The following is a 26,522-nucleotide window of genomic DNA, read 5'->3' on the forward strand; positions in this document are numbered from 1 at the left end:
GCAGCCGCCTCACTCGCCGGGAGCGAGGCGGCCGTGTGGTAGCTGCGCCATGCGACGTAGCCGGCGGCGCGACAGATAGAGCAGGACGCCCGTCACCACGAACAGCGGCATCAGCGCCGCGGCGATCATGAACGCCAGCCGGCCGGGCCAACCCAGCACGGCGCCGCGATGGATGTCGAGCACCGCCGCGAGCATGCGCTCGCCAAAGGTCTTGTCGGCGTAGATGTCCGACGTGATCAGCCGGCCGGATGCGGCGTCGATGCGGAATTCGTCACGCACGCTCTCGAGCGTGGAGTCGGGCGCCCACGACCGCACCCGCACTACCGCCCCGGCCTGCAGCGTCAGTTGCGCGGTGGCGAAGCGCGAACCCTGCTCGTGCAGGAAGGTCGACCATGCCCGATCGAAGCCGACGGCGGCGACTTCGGGCGCAGCGCCACGCGGCGGCTTCTTCTGCATCGGCGCCGCTGTCGCCGGCGGGCGCGCCAGCAGCCATTTCGCACCGTCCTTGTACCATTCGAAGGAATACCATAGCGCGGTGAGCGCGATGACGAGATAGACCGGCAGCACCCAGGTGGCGACCACCGAATGCAGCGAGCGGTGCAAGCCCCGACCGCGCAGCGCGAGCTCCGGCTTCAGCCATGCCCGCAGGCTGCGCACGCGGCGCGGCCAGCGCAGCACCATGCCGGAGATCAGCATCACGATCAGGCCGAGCACGGTCGTGCCCGTAATCGTCCGGCCGTAGCCGTTGCCGTCGCCGGGCAGCAGCAGCCAGCGATGCAGCTTGCGCACGGTGGCGAAAAACTCCTCGCCGCGCGGCACACCGAGCACGCGTCCGTCAGAGGGATCGACATAGAGCGACGACGGCCGCGCGCCGCCGGAACGCACGAAGCGCAGGTGCACCGCGGCCGCATGATCGCTGGACATCGTCACAGCGGAGACCTTGTCGAGATTGTAGGGTGCCGGCAGGCGCGCGACCAACTGGTCGGGCGTCAGCGCCGGCACCTCGCGCGGCTCGACCCTCTCCAGTCCGGCGTTCAGGGCAGCGACGATCTCCTCCTCGAACGACATGATCGCGCCGGTGATCCCGACCAGGGCCATGATCAGCCCGAGCAACAGCCCGATCACCGAGTGGATGCGCAGCAGGGCCGTCTTGACCGATGGCCACCGCCTAGTCATCGAAGCCGGCCTTCTTCGCGAGAGCGACCGCGGCCTGCTGCTGCGCGGCGATCGCATCGATCGGCAGGGTGTCGGCGGTGAAGGCGCCGATGTCGCGGACGAGCGCCGCGCGCTCCGCCGCCGCGACCACAGGATATTCCAGCTCGGCGGCGGCAAAGAGCTTCTGGGCCTCCGGCGTGACCAGGAATGCGATGAAGCGTTGCGCTGCAGCCCGGTGAGGCGCGTGTCTGGCGATCGCGATACCGGTCAGGTTGACATGCGTATCGCCGCCTTTGAACGCCGTCGGCACAGCCCGGACCTGCTGCGCCCATCGGCGCCAATCGTCGCCGTCCCGCCCGTCACGCAGCTGCGCCAGCGCCACCGTGTTGCCGAGACCGATGTCGCAGGCGCCTTCGGCGATGGCGCGAATGACGTCGTTGTCCTTGCCGGCCGGCTTGCGGGCGAGGTTCGCCCTGAGGCCGCGAAGCCAGGCTTCGGTCGCCTCCGCGCCGTGATGGGCCAGAAATGCGGCGATCAGGGCGATGTTGTTCTGGTGCAGCGGCGAGCGCATGCACAGCCTGCCGCGCCATGCCGGCGCGGCGAGATCCTCATAGTCGACAGGGCCGACCGCGCTGTCCTTGCGCACCATGACGACGCGGGGACGGACCGCGAGCGCGATCCACTGGCCATCGCCACCGCGCAGGTTCGCCGGCACGGCGGCATCGAGCGCCGCGGATGTCAGCGGCTGTGTCAGGCCGTAGCGGACGAGCTGGGTCGTCTTGTCGAGCCCGATGGTCAACAGCACGTCGGCGGGCGACGTCGCGCCTTCCGCGGTCAGCCGCTTGACGAGATTGTCCGCGACGAATTCGACGCGAACCGTGTCGCCGCTTGCCGCCGTGAAGGCGGCAACCACCGGCGCAATGAGATCCGCGTCCCGGATCGAATAGACGGTGATCTCGTCCGCGCGCGCGGGCGCCGCCTCTCCGGCGACCGCACAGGCCAACACGACCGCGCTCCCGAGGGCGGTCCACACACGGCCATCCCGCCGCGCCGGCGGACACGCCCTGCGATGAACGAAGCCGCCCGGCACTAGAACTTCACCGTCGCCGACAGCGACACGCGCCGCGCGTCGCCCATCGCCACGAAATACTGGCTCACCGCCGAGGGGTAATAGACCTTGTCGAACAGGTTCTTGACGTTGAGCTGATAGAGCACCGGCAGGTTCTGGTGCCTGGTCTCATAGGTCGCGAAGGCATCGGCGACGACATACGACGGCAGCGTGAAGCTGTTCACGGAATCGCCGGGCCGGTCGCCGACATAATGCGCGCCGCCGCCGATACGCAGCCGGCCCGGCAGCGCGTCGCCGAAATCGTAGACGAGATAGAGCGAGGCCGTATTCAGCGCGACATTCTGCAGCGCCTTGCCGGTCAGCGTCGGATCCTCGGTGACCCGGGCATCGGTATAGGCATAGCTGCCGATCATGGCCCAGCTGTCGGTCAGCCGGCCCGTGACATCGAGCTCGACGCCGCGCGAGCGGACGCGGCCCGCGGTGCGATATTCGACAATGCTGGTCGCAGGGTTGAGCTGCGACACCAGCACGTTCTTCTTGTCGATGTCGTAGAGCGCGAGCGTGCCGGAGATGCGGCTGTTGATGTCGAACTTGACACCGGTCTCCCACGACACGCCTTCTTCCGGCGCGAGATTGGAGCCGATCACGACCCCGCCGGCGAGCGGCGCGATCGACGACGTCGGCTTCAGCGACTGGGTATAGCTCGCATACAGCGATACCTGTTCGTTGAGCTTGAGGATCGCGCCCGCGAGCGGCAGCGCCTTGTCGCCGGACAGATCGGTGTTGGCCTTGAACGGCCGGCCGCGGCCGGCCAGCTGCTCGTACTCCATGTAGCGCACGCCGCCGACCAGCGCGAAACGGTCGGTGAGATGGAGCGTGTCCTGGAAGAACAGCGCGCGCGTGCCGAGCTTGTCGGTCTGGTCGCTGTCGGTCGCCGACACCGCGGTGCCCGGCCGCAGCAGGCCATAGACCGGATTGTAAAGATTGAAGACATTCGGCGTCGACTGCCGGATCATGTCCTTGCGGTAGATCGTGCGATATTGCGCGTCGCCGCCGATCAGCACCTCGTTGCGCAGGTCGCCGAGCCAGACCGTGCCCTGCAGATAGGAGGTGCCGTAGCTGACATTGCTCAGCGCCCCCTGCGTGCCGTCGTTGCTGCGCGTGACGATGCCGGTGACGGGATTGACGGCAGTGATGCGCAACTGGTTCGCGCTGGAGGACTCGGTGTTGTAGCTGTAGCCGGCGTAGAGCTTCCAGTCCTGGCTGAACCGATGCTCGATCGAGGCCTGGATCAGGTCGGACGTTCCCCACATGCTGTTGTAGGGCTCGTCGAGCCGGCGCGTCGCCGGGATCGCCAGCGGCCGCATGGTGCGGGAATCGAGCGCGGTGCCGCGGTCGAACGGGTAGATGAAATCACGGTGCTCGTAATTGAGCTGGATCGTGGTGTTGTCGCCATACCACGCCAGCGACGGCGCGATCAGCGTTTCCCGGCGCTGGCCAAAATTGCGCCAGTAGTCCTCGTTCACATTGTCGACGATGAAGCGATAGGCAAGACCGTTCGCGCCGATCGGGCCGGTGAGGTCGAAGGTGCCGTTGAAGCCGTTCTTGCCGCCGCCGAAGGTCGACCCGAGCAGCGTGACCGAACCATACTGATCACGTTCGGGGCGCTTGCTGATGGTGTTGACGACACCGCCGGGGTCCATGATGCCGTACAGCAGCGATGCCGGGCCTTTCAGCACCTCGACGCTGTCGACCTCGGCGTTGAAGCTGCGGCCCTGCACCAGCGGCATGCCGTTGCGCATGATCGAACCGTCGCGGTTGTCGCCGAAGCCGCGCCGGATAACCGCGTCCTGGGTGCCGGCCAGCGTATTGGTCTGGGTGATGCCGCTGATATTGATCAGCGCGTCGTCGAGATTGCGCGGCAGCTGGTCCTTCAACACTTGCGCGGGCACGACATTGACGACCTGAGCTGTGTCGAGCGGCGATGCAGTGCTGCGCAGCGTGGTCGCGCTCGGCATCGCGCGATAGCCGAGCCTCGCGATTTCCTTCGCCGCCGCGGCAGCCGCGGCACGTTCCTGCGGCGTCGGCGCGGCAGGCGCGGCGCTGCGGCTTGTTTGGCGCGCGGCGACCGCCCCGCCTCCGCTTGCGGGCGCCCGCGGCGCTCGTGTCGCCTTCGGTCTCTGCGTCGGCGCGTCGACCGTCACCGCCGGCAGAGGTACGCCCGTTTGTGCGCTGGCGCTGGTCGACGGGGAAAAAGCATCAGCCAGCAGGACCGCCGCACCAATCACATAACCCGCACGGCACTTGTCCGCACGCTTCCGACGATCGCCGACGATCCGGCGATCAGCATTGATCCGCACCACCATTCACTTCCAGGTCAGAACACCACATTCGCGGCTGCCCCTAGCAGCCGACGCGCATGCAGAGAACCTCGCGCGGGTTTGAATCGCTCTAAGCTCGCTTGAATCGCTCCAAGATGAAAGCGCGGCAGATGAAGCCGTGCGACGATCGTGGCGCTGCGGACGGGCCCGGTGACGACGATGCCCGTGGGCGGGCATCTTTAACGGACAAAATGTCGCAGACGCGCGGGAGCAACGACGCGGAAGCTTCGTATTTGCGAACACCGGCTTTGCGTCACATCGTCCGCGCAGATCCGCATGCCGCTTCGACGATGCGCCGTATCCGGCGCCGCTGCGGCCCACAGCAGGAGGGGCATCAAGGAGCCACAGGCCATCCGGCCTGCACCTCGCCGCCCCGGATCGAGCGCGCCAACCGGTCCCCGGAGACACGAGCAAACCCCCACGCAGAACAGAAGCGCAGGCCACACGGACGATGCTGGATTTTTGGCGAACCCCAGGCGCTGAGAATCCCAGGCTCTGAGAACCCCAAGCTCTGAGAACCCCAAGCGCTGAAACGGCAGCGGTTCGGAATGGTGGGCGCGACAGGGATCGAACCTGTGACCCCTACGATGTCAACGTAGTGCTCTCCCGCTGAGCTACGCGCCCGAAACCGTGAATAAGGGTGGCGTCCCTATATCGGCTCAGATCGTCCCAGGCAAGGACCTGGGAGCGGGTTCTTTGGGGGTCTTTTGCGGTTCGGGGCGGTTTTTTTACCCCCCGAGCGGCCTCAGGCCGCCAGCATCTTGTTCACTTCGCTGACCAGTTCCCGCAGGTGGACCGGTTTCGCCAGCACCTTGGCGTTCTTGGGGGCTTCCGAATCGGAGTTCAGGGCCACCGCGGCGAAACCCGTAATGAACATGATCTTGATGTCGGGATCGAGCTCGGAGGCGCGGCGCGCCAGCTCGATGCCGTCCATTTCGGGCATCACGATATCGGTCAGCAGCATCTCGAACGGCTCTTCCCGCAGCCGCTGATAGGCCGAGAGCCCGTTGTCATAGGACGAGACCTGGTAGCCGGCGTTTTCCAGCGCCTTGACCAGGAACCGGCGCATGTCGTTGTCGTCTTCGGCGAGGAGAATCTTGTGCATGGCGTCCGGTTCGATTCAGGAGGGAACGGTTTGCCCTTATTAGCCAGACAGAGGGTAAATTTCGGGTGAAAGGGAACAGGGCTCGCCGGCCAGGCCGCGAACAATCCGGCAAGATGACGAATAAAACATACACTTCGCCGGCCAAAATATGCTGTCATCGGCGTCCAGACCGTTCGAGACAGGACCACGACGGAAGGCAGCGCCCTGCATGACCCGGTTTGACGACGGCCTGTCGTCCCCCTTCGAGATCGTCGAGCCTCTCACCTGGCGGGCGCCGATCATCTTCAATTCCCCACATTCGGGGGCGGTTTATCCGCCTGAGTTCATCGAGGCGTCGCGGATCGACCTGCCGGCCCTGCGCCGCTCGGAAGACTCCTTCATGGACGACATGATCGAGGGGCTGAGCGCCGACGGCATCGCGGTGGTCCGCGTCAATTTCCCCCGCTCCTATGTCGACGTGAACCGTGAGCCCTATGAGCTCGACCCGCGCATGTTCAATGGCCGCCTGCCGAGCTTCGCCAACACCCGCTCGATGCGGGTCGCCGGCGGCCTCGGCACCATCCCGCGGGTGGTCGGCGACGGCCAGGAAATCTATCGCGAGCGTTTGAGCGTCGAGGACGGCCTCAGCCGGATCGAAGCGCTGTACAAGCCCTACCACCGGGCACTGCGCCGGCTGATCGGCAAGGTCCATGAGATGTACGGCACCGCCATCCTGGTGGACTGCCACTCGATGCCGTCGGTTGGCATCTCGCGCGACGAGCCGCGCCGGCCTGACGTCGTGATCGGCGACCGCTATGGCACGAGTTGCGCACCGCTGCTGACCACACTGGTCGAGGAAACCCTCGCGGCGCTGGGCTACACGGTGGGCCGCAACAAGCCCTATGCGGGCGGCTTCATCACCGAGCACTATGGCAACCCCGCCGGCGGGCTGCACACCATCCAGATCGAGCTGAACCGGGCGATCTACATGGACGAGCGCAAGCGGGAACGCAGCGAGCGCTTTGCCGAGGTCGCGACTGACTTCGCCGCCCTCGCCCGCACCCTGGTCGCGCTGCCGCTCGGCAATCTCGGCCCGTTCGAGGCCGCCGCGGAGTAGCCGACAGCGCCGGCTCGTCCCCCCTCCCCCTCCTCGACCCGCCAAGCTTCTGGCAAGCCGCGCGGCTGGAACGATCGTCGACAAGAAAAGCCGACAAGAAAGAAAAAAGGGCCGCTTGCGATGGCAAGCGGCCCAAGTCTAGGGAGGAAACGCCCAAGGAGGGCAGCGGTAACGCAAAGCGCTACCGCACCGCAACAATATGCAGCCGCGACGCACAAAATGCAAGGGGAATCGAAACCTTTCGCATGCGGCCAGCGCATAACTGATCTGTTGCGTAAGCAACCAATGTCACAATTATTTCAAAGCGAATTCAATGGCTTGAATAAAAACAACCGTCGCCTGAGCCATGCCAAAATGGCTAAACCAAGCCCAAGTTATGAATTAATAATTCTATCCTTGAGCCTCCATCCGCTAAAGATGTGAACGGTTGCTCTCCCCCGCCAGCCTTCCCGATTCCACTATTCAACCCCGTCCCGCAACTTCAGGGGCGCCGTCTCCCGGGGCGAACATGGCCAGGTTCTTCCTGAGGTCCCTCCTGAGGTCCCTCCTGGCCTCCCGCCCCCGTCGGGTCGTTGTCCGCCTCACGCGCGGTGACGACACACGATGTTTATGATTCTAGTGTGGGTTGGAATCAGCCTTCCCCGACGGCCCTGCCGGAGGAGCCCCTGTGACGCTCGTCGATTTTTCCGCCTTTCTCGACCGCCTCGCCTCCGCCTCCGGCGAGACCATCCTGCCGTTCTTCCGCACCTCGCTGGGGGTGGAGAACAAGAGCCTCGGCAAGGACCTTGATCCGGTCACCGAGGCGGACCGCGCCGCGGAAGCGGTAATGCGGCGGCTGATCAAGGCCAACTTTCCCCAGCATGGCATCGTCGGCGAGGAGTTCGGCGACGAGCGCGCCGACGCCGAGTACGTCTGGGTGCTCGACCCGATCGACGGCACCAAGTCCTTCATCTCCGGCCTGCCGATCTGGGGCACGCTGATCGCCCTGATGCGCCATGGCGTGCCGGCGTTCGGCATGATGCACCAGCCTTATATCGGCGAGCGCTTCACCGGCGACGGCGGGGCGGCGACCTACTCCGGCCCGTCGGGCAAGCGCAAGCTGGCGGTGCGCCGCTGCGCCACCCTCGCGGACGCCACGCTGTTCACCACCAGCCCGCGCCTGATGAACGAGACCGACCGCGCCACCTTCGGCCGGGTGGAGACCACCACGCGGCTGTCGCGCTATGGCGGCGACTGTTATGCCTACTGCATGCTCGCGGCCGGCCATGTCGACCTTGTCATCGAGACCGAGCTCAAGCCCTATGACATCGCCGCGCTGGTGCCGATCATCACCGGGGCCGGCGGTATCGTCACCACTTGGGACGGCGGGCCGGCGCAGAACGGCGGCCGCATCGTCGCCGCCGGCGACCCGCGGGTGCACGAAGCCGCGCTGAAGATTCTCAACGGCTGACGCCACGCGCGAGGGGCCACGTGCGTCCCGAAACGAGATCGGCCGGGACAAACGCCGGTCATGACGCGTTCGGCGACAAGCGCCCTGTTTCCAAGTCCCCTGTTTCCAAGTCCCCTGTTTCATTGGCTTCTTCTTGAGTCGGGCTCTCGGATCGTCGCGCTGGCGCGCAGGTGCAGCACCAGCTGCTGTGCGGGCTTCGGCAGCGCCTTGAAGCTGCGCATGCACACCACGAGGCGCCGCTGGGTCCAGGCGTCGCGAATGCGCACCACCGAGACCTTCATGGTCTTGCTGGCGCGCCGCGCCGCGACCTCCGGCATCATCGCGACCCCGACACCGGCCTCGATCACCTGACATACCGCGTCGAAGGTGCGGAAACGGGCGCGCAGCCGCAACCGGCGGCCGAGCCGCGCGGCGTGGCTCGCGATATGGTCCTGCAGTGCGCTGCCCTCCGACAGGCCGACGAAATCGCGCTCCAGCACCTCGCGGAAATCGATCTGGCGGCGGCCGGTGAACTCGTCGTGCGGCGACGTCACCAGCACCAGGCGATCGTCGCAGAACGGAAACATCTCCAGCGTGTCCGGCACCACATGGGCGGCGGCAAGGCCAAGATCGGCGACGCCCGAGGCCAGCGCCGGTCCGATATGCGGGCTCTCGCGCTCCTCGACATGGATGCTGATCTGCGGATTGCGCACCAGATACGCCGCCAGCACCTTGGGCAGGTGCTCGGACATGCCGGCGGTGTTGGCCAGCATGTGAATGGTCGCCTTGGCGCCGCGCGCATAGGACGCAAGATCCCCCTGCAGCGCCTCGACGTCATGCAGCACGATACGCGCATGATCGAGCAGGCTCTGGCCGGCGGCGGTCAGCTCGACGCCGCGGCGTTCGCGCTGCAGCAACGGCACCCCCAGCGCCTCCTCCATGCCCTTGATCCGCGCGCTGGCGGACGCCAGCGCCAGCGCCGAGCGCGACGCGCCGTGAGTGATGCTGCGCGCCTCCGCCACCGCGACGAACAATCTGAGATCGACGAGATCGAAACGCACCGGCGCCTCCTGGATCGGCGCCGGGTTCCGGCCCGCGCCTGCCTTCGGATCTTCCGAAGGGATAAAACTGAACCTCGAGATTGTGCCGGCGGCCGCGCTGGGTCAATCTACGCGCCGTCTTTCCCGCCCAGCCGGTTACCTCAGCATGCTCACTGCCTCGCCTTCGCTGCTCGTCGCCATTGCCGCCGTCTTCATGCTCGCCGGCTTCGTCAAGGGCGTGCTCGGCCTCGGCTTGCCGACAGTGGCGATCGGGCTGCTCGCGACACGGATGCCGCCATCCCAGGCGCTCGCCATCGTCATCGTGCCGGCGATCGTCACCAACATCTGGCAGACCTTCGTCGGCCCCTACCTGCGCGACATCGTGCGCCGGCTGTGGCCGCTGATGATCGGCACCTGCCTCGGCATCTGGTCCGGCGCCGGCCTGATGACCGGCCCCTATGCCCGCTTCGGCACCGTCGTGCTCGGCACGCTGCTGGTGATCTATGCGGTGATCGGGCTCGGCAATGTCCATTTCAGCGTGGCCCGGCCACACGAAAAATGGGTCGGCGGCATTGTCGGGGTGCTCACCGGCCTCGTCTCGGCGGCGACCGGCGTGCAGGTCATCCCCTCGATGCCGTTCATGCAGGCGATCGGCATGGAGAAGGACGAACTGGTGCAGGCGCTCGGCGTATTCTTCACCACCGCGACCATCGCGCTGTCGTTCAACCTGACCAGCGCCGGGCTGCTCACCACGTCCACGGCGCTGCCCGGCGCGCTGGCGCTGCTCGCCGCCTTCCTCGGCATGTATATCGGCCAGATCGTGCGGGTGCGGATGGACGCCGTCACTTTCCGCCGCTGGTTCCTGGTGGGCATGGGCCTGCTCGGCCTCTATCTCGCCGTCAACACGCTGATCACGATTCACGCCGGCTGAGCCGGCGCCCGATCGCGCTCACCCATCCACCGGGTCGAGCAGCGCCCAGAACCTTTCGGCAGCCGCGCTCTGGCGCGCCCGCGCCCGGAACAGGCGGATCTCGATCGGAATGTCCCATGCCGCGTCGCCCGCCCGCACCAGGCGGCCCGCCGCAAAATCGTCGGCGACGAGACTGAGCGGCGACCACGCCACACCACGCCCCTCCCGTGCCATCGCGACCAGCACGGTCGCGACATGGGAGGTGAAGCTCGCATGCAGGAACGCAGGCGGGCCGTCGACGCCGCGCACCGCCTCGACGATGCGTCCCATGCCTGATTCTGCACTGTAGGCAAGATGCGGCAGCGGCCGCGCCGCCTCGCCCGGCAGCGGATAGCGCGGCTGGCCGGGCCGTGCGGGATCGGGCGCGCACACCGGCACCAGCATGTCGTCGCCGAGATGCGTCGAACGGAACTGATGCGCGTCGAGCAACGTCTGCGCCGCGGGATGATGATGGCACAGCAGGAACTGGGCCTGGCCCTGCAGCATGATGCGCTCGCATGCCGCCATGGTGTCGGCGACGAGCCGCACGCCCTCACTGAGCGCGGCGCGCTGCTCGACCCCGCGCAGCCATGCGGGAAAGAACGTCAGCGACAGCGCGTTGGTTGCGGCGAAGCGCAGCGTCCCGGCGGACGCCCGCGACGCTTCCATCGCCTCCTCGCGGCCAAGATAAAGCCGCCGCAGCGTCTCCTCGGCCACCGGGCGAAAGCGCTCGCCCGCCGCCGTCAGCACAACATTGTGGGTGCTGCGATCGAACAGCGCCGCGCCGACCCAGTCCTCCAGCGCACGCACCCGGCGGCTGAACGCCGGCTGGGAAATATTGCGTTTCTCCGCGGCACGCGAGAACCCGCCGCAGTCGACGATCGCCAGAAAATCTTCCAGCCAGCTCAGGTCCATCGCGCATGCCTTGTGTGCATCAATTGATCGGGTTTTGGCATTGGCCCGCCACCAGCACCCGCGGCAGGTTGCAGAGCTATCTTTTTCCGGTGGATTTCCAATGGCTTCCCCACGCACACTGTATGACAAGATTTGCGATGCGCACAGCGTGCGCCGGCTCGACGACGCCGGCCGGATGCTGCTCTATGTCGATCGCACGGTGCTCAACGAATACACCAGCCCCCAGGCCTTCAGCGCCTTGCGGGAAGCCGGGCGCAAGCCGTGGCGACCGGCCGCCGCGCTCGCGGTGGTCGATCATGTCAACCCGACCGCGGCGCGGCGCACGGCGGCGATGCCGGATGCCGGCGCGACCCAGCAGGTCGACTACCTCGCCCGCAACTGCCGCGACTTCGGCATCGAGCTGTTCGACGTGCTCGACCCGCGGCAGGGCATCGAGCATGTGGTGGCGCCCGAGCAGGGCTTCGTGCTGCCGGGCATGGTGGTCGCGGCCGGCGACAGCCACACCACCACCTACGGCGCCCTCGGCGCGCTCGGCTTCGGCATCGGCACCTCCGATATCGAGCACTATCTCGCGACCCAGACGCTGGTGTACCGCCGGCTGAAGACGATGCGCGTCACCGTCGACGGCGTGCTGCCGGCGGGCGTCGTCGCCAAGGACATCGTCATGGCCGTCATCCGCCGCATCGGCGCCGACGGCGCCACCGGCTTCGCAGTCGAGTTCGCGGGATCGACGATGCGCGCGCTCGGCGTCGAGGGCCGCATGACCATCTGCAACATGATCGTCGAGGCCAGCGCCCGCGGCGCGGTGATGGCGCCCGACGACGCCGTGTTCGCCTACCTCAAGGACCGCCCGCGCGCGCCGCAGGGCGCGCTGTGGGACGCGGCCTGCGCCAGCTGGCGACAGCTCGCCAGCGATCGCGACGCAGTCTTCGACCGCGAGGTCGCGCTCGCGGCCGGCGACATCGCGCCGATGGTGACATGGGGAACGAGCCCGGACCAGGCGGTGCCGATCGACAGCTGCGTGCCCGATCCCAGCGCAGCGGCGACGCCCGAGCAACAGCGCGGCGCGCAACGCGCACTCGCCTACATGGGCCTTGCGGCCGGCACGCCGATGCAGGCCATCCGCATCGACCGCGCCTTCATCGGCTCCTGCACCAACGCGCGCATGGACGACCTGCGCCAGGCCGCGCGCGTGGTCGCCGGCCGCCGCGTCGCGGACGGCGTGCGCGCCATGGTGGTGCCGGGCTCGAGCGCGGTGCGACGCGCGGCCGAGGCGGAAGGGCTCGACCGCATCTTCATCGACGCCGGTTTCGAGTGGCGGCAGTCCGGCTGTTCGATGTGCCTCGCCATGAATGACGACGTGCTGGCGCCCGGCGAGCGCTGCGCCTCCAGCACCAACCGCAATTTCGAAGGCCGCCAGGGCGCGCACGGCCGCACCCACCTGATGAGCCCGGCGCTGGTCGCCGCCGCCGCGATCCGCGGCCATCTCGCCGACCCGCGCACGTTCGAGGGAGGACGCTGACCATGCAGCCCTTCACCACCGTATCCGGCCATATCGCGCCGCTGCCAGCCGCCAACATCGACACCGACGTCATCATGCCCAAGCAGTTCCTCAAGGGCATCGACCGCCGCGGCCTGCGCGATGGCCTGTTCTTCGACCTGCGCCGCGATCCCTGCTTCGTGCTCAACCGCGCGGGATTCACGGACGCCCGGTTCCTCGCGGTCGGCCCGAACTTCGGCTGCGGCTCGAGCCGCGAGCACGCGGTGTGGGGCCTTGCGCAGTTCGGCATCCGCGCCCTGGTCGGCAGCAGCTTCGCCGGCATCTTCAACGACAACTGCGCGCGCAACGGCATCCTTACCGTGTCGCTCGGCGACGATGCCCTCGCGCAGGTGTTCGCTGCCGCCGGCGATGCCGCTGCCAATATGATGGTCATCGACCTGCCGGCGCAGACCCTCACGCTCACAGCGACGGGCACCCGCATTCCGTTCGCCATCGATGCCCTGCTGAAGGACGCGCTGCTGGGCGGCACCGACGCCGTCGGCGCCACGCTACGTGACGCCGACGCGATCCGGTCGTTCGAGGCCGCGCATTTCGCCGCCAGTCCCTGGCTGGCGTGATCGACGGCGTGGGCCGTCGCCGATGCCGAACAGGCGTGCGGGCTTAGCCGCGCGCGTCGAGCAGCGCGACGCGAACGCCGAGATAGACGAACACCCCGCCGAGCGCGCGGTTGATCCAGGCCAGAAGGCGCGGCGAGCGCTGCACCCGTCCGGCGGTGCGCGCCGCGGCCACGGCGACCGACAGATTCCACGCCGTGCCGGTGACGTTGAAGATCACGCCCAGAACGAGGAACGCGAGCGCCTTCGACGGCGACGCCGCATCGACGAATTGCGGCAGGAAGGCGAGGAAGAACAGCGCGACCTTCGGGTTCAGCACATTGGTCAGCGCGCCCTGCCAGAAGATCTGGCGCAGCGTCCGCACCGGGGCCGCGGCCGGCGTCGGTGATGCTTCGCCACTCGCACGGGTCAGCACCATGCGCACACCGATGTAGCAGAGGTATGCGGCGCCGATCAGCTTGATCACCGTGAACGCTGTCGACGATGCCGCCAGCAGCGCCGACAGCCCGACGGCGGCGGCAACGATATGGACGAAGCAGCCGAGACCGATGCCGAGCGCGCCGGCCGCGCCGCCGAGCCACCCCAGCTGCACGCTGCGGCCGACCACATAAGCGGTGTCGGGACCGGGCGTAACGTTGAGCAGCACGCCCGCGGCGACGAACAGCCAGAAATCATGGATGCCGAACATGCGTATCCCCACAAATGTTGGAGCTCGCGGCTCCGCAGAGGTTCCGGGTTCGCGCCTACGGCGCCTCTTTTGATCATTCCGGGATGGCCCGAAGGGCCAGACCCGGAATCTCGATCGATCTCCCGCTCCCCCAAAACCTCGCCGCCACACGCCGACTGACGCGGCGGCGGGATCAGGCTTCACTTGAACAGCGGCGTGCCCGGCACGAAGGCGTCGAACGCTGCCCAGAACTGCGAACGGTAACGCTCCTGCTCCTGCAGGATCTCATGCTTGGCGCCGGCGATCACGAGATGCGAGCCGGCCCGCAGGTGATAGGCGAATTCCTCGATCGCGGCGGTCGACACGATGGTGTCGTTGCTCGCCGCCAGCATCAGGATCGGCTGGCGGATCTTCGAGGGATAATCGAGCGCGCGGAAACCATGCATGGTGCGGAACGCGGTGTCGGCCCAGGCGATGGTCGGCGCGGCGATGCCGAGTGTCGGGTCCTCTTCCAGGATCGCGGCGTTGCGGGCATAGCGCACGGGATCGCTGGTCACCGGATTGCCGACGAACGGCCCGGTGCCGACAATGACGTCCTCGCCGCGCGGCACATAGGCGCCTCCCAGCCCGGCGAAGCGCAGGGTGCGCAGCAGGGCGCGCGCCGGCCACGCCGTGACGCGGCCGGGCAGGTCGATCATCGGCGCCGTCATCACGATGCGGTCGAACCAGCGCTTGCCGGCATAGGCGAGCCGCAGCATCACCGCGCCGCCCATGGAATGGGCGAGCGCGAAATAGGGCGGCGGACAATCCGGCAGCACGATCTGCTGCACGAAGGTCTCGACATCGATCTCATAGTCGGAGAACCGCCGCACATAGCCCTTGCGACCGTTGCGCAGGCCCCGCGCGGAATGGCCCTGCCCGCGCCAGTCGATCATCGCCACCGCGAAGCCGCGGTCGCGCAGGTCGCGCACCGTCTCGAAATATTTCTCGATGCATTCGCCGCGTCCGGTGAACAGGCAGACCGTGCCCTTGCGGTTGGCGGGTGGTGCCCAGCGCGCGAAGCGCAGCTCGACCCCGTCGGGGGTCCTGATGGTGCCGCTGACGACGTCCTCGGGCACGGGATTGGCAGGAATCGAAAGGAGCGTCATGCGGTCGACCGGAAACCGAAAAGGTGGTGGAAACGCTGGGATTTCTTGACGGCTGGAAACAGCGCTGGCGGGCGCGGCATCCCCCTTGAACGCCGCAAGGCCCCTCCCATATCATCTTCGTGCAGGCCACTACAGTGGTTCGGATGCCAACCGGTCCGGATCAACAGGCTGCACAAACGACGTCTTGAATGCCCGGCCATGCGGCGGGCGAAACGACAACTCGCTCTTATGAGGAGATCAGACCATGCGTACGTTCGACCTGACCCCGTTCTATCGTTCCACCATCGGCTTCGACCGTCTGTTCAACCTGCTCGACCAGTCCGCCGCCGAAACCGCCCCCGGATATCCGCCCTACAACATCGAGCGCACCGGCGATAACGCCTATCGCATCAGCGTCGCGGTCTCCGGATTCTCCCAGGACGAACTGTCCATCGTCGCGAAGGAAAACACGCTGACGATCAAGGGTGAGAAATCCGTCTCCGACAACAAGGACAAGTCCGAAGTGCTGTACCGCGGCATCGCCGCCCGCGCCTTCGAGCGCGTCTTCCAGCTCGCCGACTATGTCCAGGTCAAGGGCGCCTCGCTCGAGCACGGCCTGCTCCATGTCGACCTCGTCCGCGAGATTCCCGAGGCCAAGAAGCCGCGGTCGATCGCGATCACGAGCGGCAGCAGCCAGACCATCAGCGCCCAGGTGACCCAGGCCGCCGCGTAACGGCGACTTCGACCTCCAGATTGGCTCCAAGTATATGTGAAAGCGCCCCGGTGCCCCGGGGCGCTTTTTTCATGCAATCCGGCTCACTCGAAGCCCTGGCTCATTCGAAGCCCTGGACCGGAGGCATGTCCTGGGTCGGCAGCAGCTGGACCGCGGGCTTGGCCGCGGCCGGCTTGGGATCTGCGGGTTTGGGCTGCGCGGCGGCCTGCTGGGTGGGCGGCGCCGTGCCGACCGTGCGCGGCTCGGCGGCCCGTGGCTCGGATGCGGCAGCCGGCCCGGGTTCCGGCTTGGCCGCGGCCGGCGGCGCCTGCGGGGTGCGGCTGGCGACCTTCGGCACCGGCAGCGGCGGGCGCAGGGTGCGGACATCGGCCTTCTGGGGCTGCAGCCGCGTCGGCAGGCCCGGCGGACCATAGGCACCGCGCAGTTCCGCCTCGCTGATTTCGGCGGGCAGGAACCGCATGATCCGCCCGGTGCGGGCATCCAGCACCACACGGCCATCGTCGCCGTCCGGATTGAGGGCGGCGATGGTGTAGACCAAGCGCCGCCGCAGCGGCGGCCCCAGCGGCTCGAAGCCGCGCGACTGGATGATCCGCACCACCTCGTACGGCGGCACCGCCTCCTCGTCGAGGCCGACCCCGGCTGGCGGTGGCCGGTCAGGCCCGCGCCGAAGGATCGCGCCGCCGTCCGGATAGGGCGTGCGGATTTCGTCCGCCACCCGCGTCTGCGCCTGGACGGCGGTGGCGGCCAGAACCGCTGCCCACGCAAGCCCGGCCGCCGCAGCCAACCTCCCCGATATGATACGGCTCATCGCATGCTGCTCCTGAAAATGCCTCCCGGTGCCCCTGGTGCGATCGGGAACAGAGATTCTTCAGGAAATTCGGCGGTCCTTGGGCCGGATCGCGGCGTGACCGCCCCAAACCGGGGCGCAAAATGGGCATGTGTCGTGCCTCGAATTCCGGCATGCAGGCGCCGAAACGAACGCATGGGGGCGAGGACTCTCACGCGCTTGTGTGATAAGAAAAAATTTGGCAGTCTCTGAGCTAGGACAGTACGCCTGTCCCATTTTTCCGGGAAACCGGCAGGAAGCTGACGACGCGGCGGCAACCTGGATGGGCAGGCGACCTGGATGGCAGATGTCCGGCCGGAAACGGCCAACATTTAAAAAACAGCGTCTCCTGAAATGGCTCGCCCGGTGCGATGCGGCATTCACCTGATGCCGCCGCGCCGAAGCTGCGCCGACGTAACGACCACTTCAACGTCTTTTGGGCGTCATCATGGCGCGCTGAAAACGAGGGAACTATCGGGGGTGAGAGGGTTGGACATGAGCGGATCAAAGTTCGAGCGCGACGAAATCGGTGCCCATGCGCTGTCGGCGGACTGCAATCCGAAAATGGCCAAACCGACCGCGGCTGACGCCGCCGCCCGCGAGCACACTCGCGAGCACACCTGGCGTCCGCCGGCCGAGGGCCTCTACGACCTCAGCCTGGAGAAGGACTCCTGCGGCGTCGGCTTCATCGCCAACATCAAGGGCAAGAAGTCGCATCAGATCGTCTCCGATGCGCTGTCGATCCTGTGCAACCTCGAGCACCGTGGCGCCGTCGGCGCCGACCCGCGCGCCGGTGACGGCGCCGGCATCCTGGTGCAGATCCCGCACGCCTTCTTCGCTCGCAAAGCCAAGGAGCTCGGCTTCACCCTGCCCGCGCCCGGCCAGTACGCCGTCGGCGCGGTGTTCATGCCGCGGGAGAAGCCCTGGCGTGAGGTGATCCAGAGCATCGTCAGCGAGCGGATCAAGTCCGAGGGGCTCACCCTGCTCGGCTGGCGCGATGTGCCGACCGACAATTCCTCGCTCGGCGAGACGGTCAAGCCGACCGAACCCCACCACATGCAGGTGTTCATCGGCTGCGACGACTGCGCCGACCAGGACGACTTCGAGCGCCGCCTCTATATCCTGCGCAAGGCGATCTCCAACGCCATCTACCAGCGCCGCGAGCGCTCGCTGGCCGGCTATTACCCGGTGTCGATGTCGTGCCGCACGGTGGTCTACAAGGGCATGTTCCTCGCCGACCAGCTCGGCAAGTACTACCCCGACCTCCACGAGGCGGACTTCGAGAGCGCCCTCGCCCTCGTGCACCAGCGCTTCTCGACCAACACCTTCCCGACCTGGTCGCTGGCGCATCCCTACCGGATGATCGCCCATAACGGCGAGATCAACACCCTGCGCGGCAACGTCAACTGGATGGCGGCGCGGCAGGCTTCGGTGTCGTCCGAGCGGTTCGGCGAGGACATCGAGAAGCTGTGGCCGATCTCCTATGAAGGCCAGTCGGACACCGCCTGCTTCGACAACGCGCTCGAATTCCTGGTGCAGGGCGGCTACTCGCTGCCGCACGCGGTGATGATGATGATCCCGGAGGCGTGGGCCGGCAACCCGCTGATGGACGAGCACCGCCGCGCCTTCTACGAATACCATGCCGCGCTGATGGAGCCGTGGGACGGCCCGGCGGCGATTGCCTTCACCAACGGCCTGCAGATCGGCGCCACGCTCGACCGCAACGGCCTGCGGCCGGCGCGCTACCTCGTCACCAAGGACGACCGCATCCTGATGGCGTCCGAAATGGGCGTGCTCAAGATCCCCGAGGACCAGATCGTCACCAAGTGGCGGCTGCAGCCGGGCAAGATGCTGCTGGTCGACCTCGAGAAGGGCCGCCTGATCCCGGACGACGAGATCAAGGCGTCGCTGGCACAGAGCCATCCCTACCGCGCCTGGCTGGACCGCACCCAGATCGTGCTGGAAGAGCTGCAGGACGCGCCGGGCAAGGGCGCGCGCTCCAACCTGCCGCTGCTCGATCGCCAGCAGGCGTTCGGCTACACCCAGGAAGACATCAACATCCTGCTGAGCCCGATGGCCTCGCTCGGCGAGGAAGCCACCGGCTCGATGGGCACCGACACCCCGATCTCGGCGCTGTCGGACCGTCCCAAGCAGCTGTTCACCTACTTCAAGCAGAACTTCGCCCAGGTCACGAACCCGCCGATCGACCCGATCCGCGAGGAGATCGTGATGAGCCTCGTGTCGTTCATCGGCCCGCGGCCGAACCTGTTCGACCTCGAGGGCATGTCGCGCTCCAAGCGCCTCGAGGTGCGCCAGCCGATCCTGACCGACGCCGACCTCGAGAAGATCCGCTCGATCTCCGAGATCGCCGAATCGCACTTCAAGTCGCGCACGCTCGACACCACCTTCCACGCGGGCTTCGGCGCGGCGGGCATGGAGCAGGTGCTCGACGAGCTGTGCGGCCGCGCGGAAGCGGCGGTGCGCGAGGGCGTCAACATCATCATCCTGTCGGACCGCATGGCCGGCACCGACCGGATCCCGATCCCGTCGCTGCTCGCCTGCGCCGCCGTGCATCACCACCTGATCCGCACCGGTCTGCGCACCTCGGTCGGCCTCGTCGTCGAGTCCGGTGAGCCGCGTGAAGTGCATCACTTCGCCTGCCTCGCGGGCTACGGCGCGGAAGCGATCAACCCCTATCTCGCGTTCGAGACCCTGATCGCGATGAAGGACAAGCTGCCTGCCAAGCTCGACGACAAGGAAATCGTCAAGCGCTACATCAAGGCGATCGGCAAGGGCCTGATGAAGGTGATGTCCAAGATGGGCATCTCGACCTACCAGTCCTATTGCGGCGCGCAGATCTTCGACGCCGTCGGCCTCAAGGCTGATTTCGTCGCCAAGTACTTCGCCGGCACCCACACCCGCATCGAAGGCGTCGGCCTTGCCGAGATCGCCGAGGAAACCGCGCGCCGCCACACCGAGGCGTTCGGCGACTCGCCGGTGTTCAAGAACGCCCTCGACGTCGGCGGCGAATACGCCTTCCGTACCCGTGGCGAGGACCATGCCTGGACCGCGGAATCGGTGGCGGCGCTGCAGCACGCCGCGCGCGGCAACTCGCTGGAGCGTTACAAGGCGTTCGCCAAGATCCTCAACGAGCAGAGCGAGCGGCTGCTGACCATCCGCGGCCTGTTCCGCATCAAGAGCGCCGAGGAAGAGAAGCGCAAGCCGGTGCCGCTCGCCGAAGTCGAGTCGGCCAAGGACATCGTCAGGCGTTTTGCGACCGGCGCGATGTCGTTCGGCTCGATCTCCCGCGAGGCGCACACCACGCTCGCGATCGCCATGAACCGGATCGGCGGCAAGTCGAACACCGGCGAGGGCGGCGAGGAAGCCGACCGCTTCAAGCCGCTGCCGAACGGCGATTCGATGCGCTCGGCGATCAAGCAGGTCGCTTCCGGCCGCTTCGGCGTGACGACGGAATACCTCGTCAACTCCGACATGATGCAGATCAAGATGGCCCAGGGCGCCAAGCCCGGCGAGGGCGGCCAGCTGCCGGGTCACAAGGTCGACGCCACCATCGCAAAGGTGCGCCACTCGACCCCGGGCGTCGGCCTGATCTCGCCGCCGCCGCACCATGACATCTACTCGATCGAAGACCTCGCCCAGCTGATCTACGACCTCAAGAACGTCAATCCGGACGGTCAGGTGTCGGTCAAGCTGGTGTCCGAGATCGGCGTCGGTACCGTCGCGGCGGGCGTCGCCAAGGCGCGCGCCGACCATGTCACCATCTCCGGCTTCGAAGGCGGCACCGGCGCGAGCCCGCTGACCTCGATCAAGCACGCCGGCAGCCCGTGGGAAATCGGCCTTGCCGAGACCCACCAGACGCTGGTGCGCGAGCGGCTGCGCAGCCGCATCGTGGTGCAGGTCGACGGCGGCTTCCGCACCGGCCGTGACGTCGTGATCGGCGCCCTGCTCGGCGCCGACGAGTTCGGCTTCGCCACCGCGCCGCTGATCGCGGCCGGCTGCATCATGATGCGCAAGTGCCACCTCAACACCTGTCCGGTGGGCGTGGCGACGCAGGACCCGGTGCTACGCAAGCGCTTCACCGGCCAGCCCGAGCACGTCATCAACTACTTCTTCTTCGTCGCCGAGGAAGTCCGCGAGATCATGGCCTCGCTCGGCTTCCGCACCTTCAACGAGATGATCGGCCAGAGCCAGTTGCTCGACCAGAACGCCCTCGTGGCGCACTGGAAGGCCAAGGGCCTCGACTTCTCGAAGCTGTTCTTCAAGCAGCAGGCCGCGCCGGGCACCAAGATCCATCACTCCGAGCTGCAGAACCATCACCTCGACAAGGTGCTGGACCGCAAGCTGATCGCGGACGCCCAGGCCGCGCTCGACCGAGGCGCCCCGGTGAAGATCTCGGCCGAGATCAACAACACCGACCGCAGCGCCGGCGCCATGCTGTCGGGCATGGTGGCGAAGCGCTTCGGCCATGACGGCCTGCCGCTCGACACCATCCATGTGAAACTGCAAGGCACCGCCGGCCAGGCGTTCGGCGCCTGGCTCGCCCGCGGCGTCACCTTCGAGCTCGAAGGCGAAGGCAACGACTATGTCGGCAAGGGCCTGTCGGGCGGCCGTATCATCGTCAAGCCGCCGGCCCATTCCGGCGTCGTCCCCGAGGAATCGATCATCGTCGGCAACACCGTGATGTACGGCGCCATCGAGGGCGACTGCTACTTCCGTGGCATTGCCGGCGAGCGTTTCGCCGTGCGCAATTCCGGCGCGATCGCGGTCGTCGAGGGCGCTGGCGATCACTGCTGCGAATACATGACCGGCGGCGTGGTCGTCGTGCTCGGCCGCACCGGACGCAACTTCGCGGCCGGCATGTCGGGCGGTGTCGCCTACGTGCTGGATGAAGACGGCAGCTTCGAGAAGCGCTGCAACCTCGCGATGGTCGAGCTCGAACCGGTGCTGTCCGAGGAGATGATCGCCGAGAACGCCTTCCACCAGAACGGCGACCTCGAAGCCCATGGCAAGGTCGACGTGCTCGCCAACCTGACCGGCGACGACGTCGAGCGCCTGCATGTGCTGATCACCCGCCACGGCAAGCTGACGGGCTCCGCCCGCGCCGCAGAGATCCTGGCGAACTGGAAGACGTTCCTTCCCAAGTTCCGCAAGGTCATGCCAGTGGAATTCCGCCGCGCGCTGAACGAGATGAAGAAGCGCGAATCCGAAGAACCCAAGATCGCGATCGGCGCGTAGTCATTCGAGGCATACGTTTCTATGGGCAAGATTACCGGTTTTCTTGAAATCGACCGCAGCGATCGCGTCTATGCGCCTGTCGCCGACCGGCTGAAGAACTATCGCGAATTCGTCGTTCCGCTGGATGAAAAAGGCCTGCGGGACCAGGCGGCACGCTGCATGAACTGCGGCATCCCCTATTGCCACGGCACCGGCTCGGTCGCGCCGGGCACGCCGGGCTGCCCGGTCAACAACCAGATCCCGGACTGGAACGACCTCGTCTACAACGGCAACTGGGAAGACGCCTCGCGCACGCTGCACTCCACCAACAACTTCCCGGAGTTCACGGGCCGCATCTGCCCGGCGCCGTGCGAGGCGTCGTGCACGCTGAACATCGACGACAACCCGGTCACCATCAAGACCATCGAATGCGCGATCGTCGACCGTGCCTGGGACAATGGCTGGCTGAAGCCGGAAGTCGCCGCGGAGAAGACCGGCAAGAAGGTCGCCGTGGTCGGCTCGGGCCCCGCGGGCCTCGCCTGCGCCCAGCAGCTCGCGCGCGCCGGCCATGACGTTCATGTCTACGAGAAGCATGCCAAGGCCGGCGGTCTGCTGCGCTATGGCATTCCCGACTTCAAGATGGAGAAGGGCATCATCGACCGCCGCGTCCAGCAGATGGAAGGCGAAGGTGTCACCTTCCACTATGGCAAAGCGGTCGGCGGCAAGGACGGCATTGATCCCGCCGAACTGCTGCGGCTGTACGACGCGGTCGCGCTGACCGGCGGCGCCGAGGCCCCGCGCGATCTGCCGGTGCCGGGCCGCGACCTCGACGGCGTTCACTTCGCCATGGACTTCCTGCCGCAGCAGAACCGCCGCGTCGGCCACGAGCCGCTCGGCGACGTCAGGGAAATCCTCGCCACCGGCAAGAATGTCGTCGTGATCGGCGGCGGCGACACCGGCTCGGACTGCATCGGCACTTCGAACCGCCACGGCGCCAAGTCCGTGACCCAGCTCGAGATCATGCCGCAGCCGCCGGAACGCGAGAACAAGGCCCTGACCTGGCCGAACTGGCCGCTCAAGATGCGGACCTCGTCGAGCCACCAGGAAGGCGCCGCCCGTGACTTCGCGGTGCTGACCCAGAAGTTCAGCGGCGAGAACGGCAAGGTCACCAAGCTGCACTGCGTGCGCGTCGACGAGCGGCTGCAGCCGATCGCCGGCTCGGAGTTCGAGATCGAGGCCGACCTCGTGCTGCTGGCGATGGGCTTCGTCCATCCGGTGCACGACGGCCTGCTCAAGACCCTTGGTGTCGACCTCGACCCGCGCGGCAACGTTCGCGCCTCGACCAACGACTACCGCACCTCGGTCGCCAAGGTGTTCACCTCCGGCGACATGCGCCGCGGCCAGTCGCTGGTGGTGTGGGCGATCCGCGAAGGCCGGCAGTGCGCCGCCTCGATCGACCAGTTCCTGATGGGATCGACCACGCTGCCGCGCTGATCCATCCGCACGGACTTCAGACTTCGAAAGCCCCGCGCCGCGCGCGGGGCTTTTGCTTTTGGCGTGCCGCACCAGCGTCACGCAATAAGCGCAAGAGCCTGTCTCGCGGCGACGCCGACCGCCGCTCCGAAAATCTCAACGGGTGAAGGCGAAGATGCCGTCGTCCGGTGCCGATGCCGAGCGACCGATGCTGCCTGGCGGACGCGGCGCGCCGTCTCGCGGTCGCGGGCGGCTCTGCTGCGGCGGCGGAGAAGGCCGGCTGTCGAAGCCGAAGAAGCCTGACGGCTGTTCTGCGGCGGACGGCGGCGCAGCCCGCCTCTTTTTCGGCGCCGCTGGCGGAGCCGTCGGCGCGCCGGCCGGCTCCGGGCCGGCAGATGCCACCGGCGCCGCGTCGGCCTTGTTATCAGCCTTGCCGTCCGGCTTGGCCGATGGCGCAGCCACCACCGGCGTATTGCCCGGCTCGAGCCGTCCGACCTCGCGGCGCGGCCACGCCGCATCGTCGGCACGGCCCGCGGGCGGTGACAGCGCCTCACCCTTGACCAGGGTGCGGGCCGCCAGCGCATCGACCGCCGTCGGCCGTGTGCCGGGTCCGCCGAGCAGCTCGTCCGAGCCGATCGAGGATGCCACCAGCGGCACCACCGGCCCAGCCAGCGGCCGCGGCGGTGGGCCCCCCGGCCGCACGCTCGTGTCCGGCACGGCCGGCTCGTTCGGCAGCGCCACTGGCGTCGCCCGCGCCAGCAGGCGCGAAATCTCACGCTCGACATAGTGCGCGAGCTTGCGTGCGCCGGCCTTGGTGAAGAACACGCCGTCCGCCGTGCGCAGCCGGCGAATCTGGCCTTCGAAGTCGGGGCCCTGCGGCATGAAGCGGCCGGCTTCGTCGACGAAGCCGTCCCACACGTCGACATAGGTGATGCCGGCCTTGCCGGCACCGTCACGGTAGAGCGCATCGAGATAGAGCATGTCCGCCGTGGCCTTCTGGCCGCGCACCGCGGGCAAGCCGACCCACACCACCGGGACGCCCTTGCTCTTGAGCACGGCGATCAGGTCCTCGATCTTCCTGGCGTAGAGCTCGGCCCAGCGGTCGTCACGGAATTCGGCACTGCCGCCGGCGGCGCGCGCGCTCTTCTCAGGCGCTGCGATCGACGGCGTCTCGCTGTCGGCATCGTCGGCGGGCGGCTCCGTGCCGGCCGGCTTGTCGCCGTCCACCTTGGCACGCGCGTCCTTCTTGTCCTTGTCGGCCTTCTTGTCCGCCGGCGCCTTGGGATCGGCCATCTCGCGAATCGACACGCGGTCGTTGAGGCCAAGCATGACCACGATTGCATCCGCTTTCTCGGCAGCGAGGATGCCCCTGGCGGCAGCGGCCCAGTCGGCCGGCTCGCCCTTCGGCTGATAACGAATCAGGCCCGAAACCGTCTTGTGCTTGCGGACGACGCCCATGTCGGGCTGTTCGGAGAACGCGTCCTCGAGGCCGTAGGCGAGCCAGTCGGCCATCGCGTCGCCGAGCACCAGCACGTTACGCTCGGCCGGCGTCTCACGCTTCTCTGCCGGCGGTGCATGCGAGTAGTCGACCGCACGCTGCTGCTGCGGCGCGGGCGCCGGTCCGGGAAAGATCTCGCGAAACGGCGAAAAGAAACCGCCGAAGCCACCGCCGCCACGCTGCGGCGCCTGCCGCGGCGGCGGCCGGCCGAAACCAAAATCGAAGAACTGCGCGGAGGCCGGCGCCACGATGCCAAACAGCATCACCGCCGCCGTGGCCGCCGCAATCAGCGGGCCGGCTTCGGACAGGATGCGTCGCAGTGGCGATCGTCTCGGCATCAACGTGACAGCGACCCGGTGGAGCTCTGGTATCCGGGCAAAATAATAGCCGATTCAGGCCGCAAACGGGCAGCCCGGCGGGCCCGTTTCAACCGCTCTCCCATACATGGAACCAGGACCGAAAACACCATCTTTCACGCCCGATGGCAGAAACGTGCTTAAATTCCGGGCGGTTCCCCTGCCTTTCGCGTTCGTGCCGCGCCCCAACCATCATCAGGTCCTGCCATGCCCGCTGACGCCACCTATCTCGACCCTGTGACTGGCCAGACGTTTCCGCTGGCGACGCCGCTGTGGCGCTCGCCCGCCGGCCACCCCCTGATGATCTCGGAGCTGCCCGGGATCGGGCGCGACGCCATCGACACCACGACCCGCTCGATCTGGCGCTACCGCGCCGCCCTGCCCCTCGCGATCACCCGGCCGGTCAGCCTTGGCGAGGGCATCACCCCGCTGGTGGAGGGCCGCCTGCCGTCGGGGCCGGTGCACTTCAAGCTGGAATGGTTCGCCCCCACCGGCAGCTTCAAGGATCGTGGCGCTTCGGTGATGCTGTCCTATCTGCGCCAGGCCGGCGTCCCCGCGATCCTGGAGGACAGCTCCGGCAATGGCGGCGCCGCGATCGCCGCCTATGGCGCGGCTGCCGGCGTGCGGGTGCGCATCCTCACCCCCGCCACCACCCAGCCGGCGAAGATCGCGCAGATGCGTGCCTTCGGCGCCGAGGTACAGCTGGTGGCTGGACCACGGGAGAATTCGGAGACGGAGGCGATCCGCCAGTCGGCAGAGACCTTCTACGCCAGCCACAACTGGCAGGCCTTCTTCCTGCAGGGCACCAAGCTCCTCGCCTACGAGCTGTGGGAGGAACACGGCTTTGCGCCCCCCGACAACATCGTGATCCCCGTCGGCGCCGGCAGCAACGTGCTCGGCTGCGACATCGGTTTTCGCGAGCTGCTGCGCGCCGGGGAAATCACCAGGCTACCGCGGCTGTTCTGTGCGCAGCCGCAGAACTGCGCCCCCTTGCACGCCGCCTTCGTCGCCGGCTCCGAGACCCCGGTCGACGTCACCACCGCGCCGACCATCGCGGAAGGGACCGCGATCAAACGCCCGGTCCGCTTCACGGAGGTGCTGCAGGCCGTCCGCCGCTCCGGTGGCGGCACGGTCGCGGTGTCCGAGCAGGAGATCACGACGACGGTCGGCGTGCTGGCCCGGATGGGGCTCTACGCCGAGCCGACCTCGGCGGTCGCGGCCGCGGCCGCCGAGAAGCTGCTGGCGTCGGGCACGATCACGCCGGACCAGCGCACCGTGGTGCTGCTGACCGGCAGCGGCCTGAAGGCCACCGCGTTCATGACCGAACTGTTCGGCAAGGCCTGACGTCGCCTG

At 67.5% G+C, this 26,522-nt stretch carries 19 protein-coding genes and 1 tRNA gene; 9 read left to right on the forward strand and 11 right to left on the reverse strand.

Annotated features, from left to right (window positions below):
* Window positions 1-9 precede the first annotated feature (9 nt).
* The 5 genes from AB4Z37_RS06770 to cpdR all read right to left on the reverse strand — a co-directional run bounded on the left by AB4Z37_RS06770 (window position 10) and on the right by cpdR (window position 5,710).
* Window positions 10-1,176: a PepSY-associated TM helix domain-containing protein gene (locus AB4Z37_RS06770; protein ID WP_441515933.1), complete on the reverse strand. Its 1,167-nt coding sequence runs from the start codon at window positions 1,174-1,176 to the stop codon at window positions 10-12.
* Window positions 1,169-2,161: an extracellular solute-binding protein gene (locus AB4Z37_RS06775; RefSeq protein WP_441515934.1), complete on the reverse strand. Its 993-nt coding sequence runs from the start codon at window positions 2,159-2,161 to the stop codon at window positions 1,169-1,171. Before AB4Z37_RS06775 ends, AB4Z37_RS06770 begins: the two co-directional genes overlap by 8 nt.
* Before the next feature lie 83 nt (window positions 2,162-2,244).
* Window positions 2,245-4,590, reverse strand: a complete 2,346-nt coding sequence (locus AB4Z37_RS06780; protein ID WP_441515935.1) for a TonB-dependent siderophore receptor — start codon at window positions 4,588-4,590, stop codon at window positions 2,245-2,247.
* Between the two features lie 564 nt (window positions 4,591-5,154).
* Window positions 5,155-5,229, reverse strand: a tRNA-Val gene (locus AB4Z37_RS06785).
* Window positions 5,230-5,350: 121 nt separating this feature from the next.
* A complete protein-coding gene (cpdR, locus tag AB4Z37_RS06790; RefSeq protein ID WP_441515936.1) occupies window positions 5,351-5,710 on the reverse strand; it encodes a cell cycle two-component system response regulator CpdR in 360 nt (119 codons plus the stop codon).
* A gap of 208 nt (window positions 5,711-5,918) precedes the next feature.
* Between cpdR and AB4Z37_RS06795 the strand changes: the two genes are divergently transcribed.
* Together AB4Z37_RS06795 and hisN are read left to right on the forward strand one after the other, a co-directional pair.
* Window positions 5,919-6,806, forward strand: coding sequence for an N-formylglutamate amidohydrolase (locus AB4Z37_RS06795; RefSeq protein WP_441515937.1), 888 nt, complete (start codon window positions 5,919-5,921; stop codon window positions 6,804-6,806).
* A gap of 667 nt (window positions 6,807-7,473) precedes the next feature.
* Complete coding sequence (gene hisN / locus AB4Z37_RS06800; protein WP_441515938.1) at window positions 7,474-8,256, forward strand: histidinol-phosphatase; 783 nt, start codon at window positions 7,474-7,476, stop codon at window positions 8,254-8,256.
* Between the two features lie 119 nt (window positions 8,257-8,375).
* Here hisN and AB4Z37_RS06805 read toward each other — a convergent pair whose 3' ends face one another.
* On the reverse strand, window positions 8,376-9,296 hold the full coding sequence (locus AB4Z37_RS06805) for a LysR substrate-binding domain-containing protein (protein ID WP_441515939.1): 921 nt from the start codon (window positions 9,294-9,296) through the stop codon (window positions 8,376-8,378).
* Between the two features lie 145 nt (window positions 9,297-9,441).
* Between AB4Z37_RS06805 and AB4Z37_RS06810 the strand changes: the two genes are divergently transcribed.
* Complete coding sequence (locus AB4Z37_RS06810) at window positions 9,442-10,206, forward strand: sulfite exporter TauE/SafE family protein (protein WP_441515940.1); 765 nt, start codon at window positions 9,442-9,444, stop codon at window positions 10,204-10,206.
* 18 nt (window positions 10,207-10,224) lie between these two features.
* On the opposite strand, the gene AB4Z37_RS06815 is transcribed toward AB4Z37_RS06810, so the two are convergent.
* Window positions 10,225-11,139, reverse strand: a complete 915-nt coding sequence (locus AB4Z37_RS06815; RefSeq protein WP_441515941.1) for a LysR family transcriptional regulator — start codon at window positions 11,137-11,139, stop codon at window positions 10,225-10,227.
* 100 nt (window positions 11,140-11,239) lie between these two features.
* Here AB4Z37_RS06815 and leuC point away from each other — a divergent pair, with 100 nt between their 5' ends.
* Window positions 11,240-12,661, forward strand: coding sequence for a 3-isopropylmalate dehydratase large subunit (leuC, locus tag AB4Z37_RS06820; RefSeq protein WP_441515942.1), 1,422 nt, complete (start codon window positions 11,240-11,242; stop codon window positions 12,659-12,661).
* A gap of 2 nt (window positions 12,662-12,663) precedes the next feature.
* On the forward strand, window positions 12,664-13,257 hold the full coding sequence (leuD, locus tag AB4Z37_RS06825; protein ID WP_441515943.1) for a 3-isopropylmalate dehydratase small subunit: 594 nt from the start codon (window positions 12,664-12,666) through the stop codon (window positions 13,255-13,257).
* A 43-nt stretch (window positions 13,258-13,300) separates the two neighbouring features.
* Here the strand turns inward: leuD and AB4Z37_RS06830 are convergent, their stop codons facing one another.
* The gene (locus tag AB4Z37_RS06830; protein ID WP_441515944.1) at window positions 13,301-13,942 is read right to left on the reverse strand and encodes a LysE family translocator; all 642 of its coding nucleotides are present in this window, start codon (window positions 13,940-13,942) and stop codon (window positions 13,301-13,303) included.
* A 179-nt stretch (window positions 13,943-14,121) separates the two neighbouring features.
* Window positions 14,122-15,069, reverse strand: coding sequence for an alpha/beta fold hydrolase (locus tag AB4Z37_RS06835; RefSeq protein WP_441515945.1), 948 nt, complete (start codon window positions 15,067-15,069; stop codon window positions 14,122-14,124).
* A 244-nt stretch (window positions 15,070-15,313) separates the two neighbouring features.
* Between AB4Z37_RS06835 and AB4Z37_RS06840 the strand changes: the two genes are divergently transcribed.
* Window positions 15,314-15,781 carry an Hsp20 family protein gene (locus AB4Z37_RS06840; protein ID WP_441515946.1) on the forward strand — a complete coding sequence of 156 codons (468 nt, stop codon included), beginning with the start codon at window positions 15,314-15,316 and terminating at the stop codon, window positions 15,779-15,781.
* A gap of 100 nt (window positions 15,782-15,881) precedes the next feature.
* Here the strand turns inward: AB4Z37_RS06840 and AB4Z37_RS06845 are convergent, their stop codons facing one another.
* Window positions 15,882-16,589: a hypothetical protein gene (locus AB4Z37_RS06845; RefSeq protein WP_441515947.1), complete on the reverse strand. Its 708-nt coding sequence runs from the start codon at window positions 16,587-16,589 to the stop codon at window positions 15,882-15,884.
* A 513-nt stretch (window positions 16,590-17,102) separates the two neighbouring features.
* On the opposite strand from AB4Z37_RS06845, the gene gltB reads away from it, so the two are divergent.
* Together gltB and AB4Z37_RS06855 are read left to right on the forward strand one after the other, a co-directional pair.
* A complete protein-coding gene (gltB, locus tag AB4Z37_RS06850) occupies window positions 17,103-21,863 on the forward strand; it encodes a glutamate synthase large subunit (protein ID WP_441515948.1) in 4,761 nt (1,586 codons plus the stop codon).
* Between the two features lie 21 nt (window positions 21,864-21,884).
* Window positions 21,885-23,336 carry a glutamate synthase subunit beta gene (locus tag AB4Z37_RS06855; protein WP_441515949.1) on the forward strand — a complete coding sequence of 484 codons (1,452 nt, stop codon included), beginning with the start codon at window positions 21,885-21,887 and terminating at the stop codon, window positions 23,334-23,336.
* A gap of 135 nt (window positions 23,337-23,471) precedes the next feature.
* Here the strand turns inward: AB4Z37_RS06855 and AB4Z37_RS06860 are convergent, their stop codons facing one another.
* Window positions 23,472-25,151, reverse strand: a complete 1,680-nt coding sequence (locus AB4Z37_RS06860; RefSeq protein ID WP_441515950.1) for an SGNH/GDSL hydrolase family protein — start codon at window positions 25,149-25,151, stop codon at window positions 23,472-23,474.
* 225 nt (window positions 25,152-25,376) lie between these two features.
* Between AB4Z37_RS06860 and AB4Z37_RS06865 the strand changes: the two genes are divergently transcribed.
* Window positions 25,377-26,513 (forward strand): pyridoxal-phosphate dependent enzyme, encoded by a 1,137-nt coding sequence (locus AB4Z37_RS06865; RefSeq protein WP_441515951.1) that lies wholly within the window; start codon window positions 25,377-25,379, stop codon window positions 26,511-26,513.
* Window positions 26,514-26,522: the final 9 nt, after the last annotated feature.

This window comes from Bradyrhizobium sp. 2TAF24 (genome assembly GCF_052115025.1).
Taxonomy (GTDB): domain Bacteria; phylum Pseudomonadota; class Alphaproteobacteria; order Rhizobiales; family Xanthobacteraceae; genus Bradyrhizobium_A.